This is a genomic window from Herbaspirillum sp. GCM10030257, assembly GCF_042666555.1.
Taxonomy (GTDB): domain Bacteria; phylum Pseudomonadota; class Gammaproteobacteria; order Burkholderiales; family Burkholderiaceae_D; genus Noviherbaspirillum.
Genome location: NZ_JBHTDH010000125.1, coordinates 1 through 857 on the forward strand (window position 1 = coordinate 1; position 857 = coordinate 857).

At 64.9% G+C, this 857-nt stretch carries 1 protein-coding gene; it reads right to left on the minus strand.

Going from position 1 to position 857, the window contains the following annotated elements:
- On the minus strand, positions 1-857 hold an 857-nt coding region (locus ACFQUU_RS29375), incomplete at both ends, for an AMP-binding protein (protein WP_382252180.1).

Sequence of the window (857 nt, forward strand, 5' to 3'; positions counted from 1 at the left end):
AGAATTCCCATACCGAGACGTCGAAGCTGAACGGCGTCTTTTGCAGCAGCGCCTCGTCTCCACCCAGCCGGTACGCATCCTGCATCCACAGCAGGCGGTTGACCACGGACCGGTGCTCGTTCATCACGCCCTTGGGCTGGCCGGTCGAACCAGAGGTGTAGATCACGTACGCCAGGTGGCGGGCAGGTGTTGCCGTTTGCAGCGGCGTCAGATCGTCTTCCGGTTCCTGGCTCCAGTGTTGGGCATCGGCTTGCACGTCGATGACGGATTGCGCCTGTATTCCCGGGCTGAACGCCAGTGCCGCGCGCACCTGGGTGCCGGTTTGCGGATGCGTGAGCACGGCAACCGGCATGCTGTCGGTCAGCATGAAGACCAGTCGCTCGACCGGATAGTCCGGGTCCAGCGGCACGTAGGCGCCGCCGGCTTTCATCACTGCCAGAATGGCGACCACCATCTCGGTGCTGCGCTCCATGCAAATCGCCACCCGTGCATCGGGCACCACGCCCAGCGTGCGCAAGTGACGCGCCAGCCGGTTGGCCCGGTGGTTGAGTTCGTCGTAGCTCAGTTGTTGTCCTTCATGCAGCAGCGCGATGGCATCCGGCGTGGCCGAAACCTGCGCTTCGAACAGCTGGTGGATGCACTGGTCCTGCGGATAGTCGACCGGCATTCCGTTCCAGTCGACCAGCAACTGCGTGCGCTCTTGCGGCGGCAGTACTTCCAGCTGGTGCAACGGCGTCGATGGCGCCTGCTCCAGCGCCTGCACCAGCGATGCCAGCGCCGTGTGCATGTAGCGGCACACCTGCCCGGCGTCGATCGGCGACTGTACCTGCGCGGTCAGCCCAAACCCGTCCCCCAGG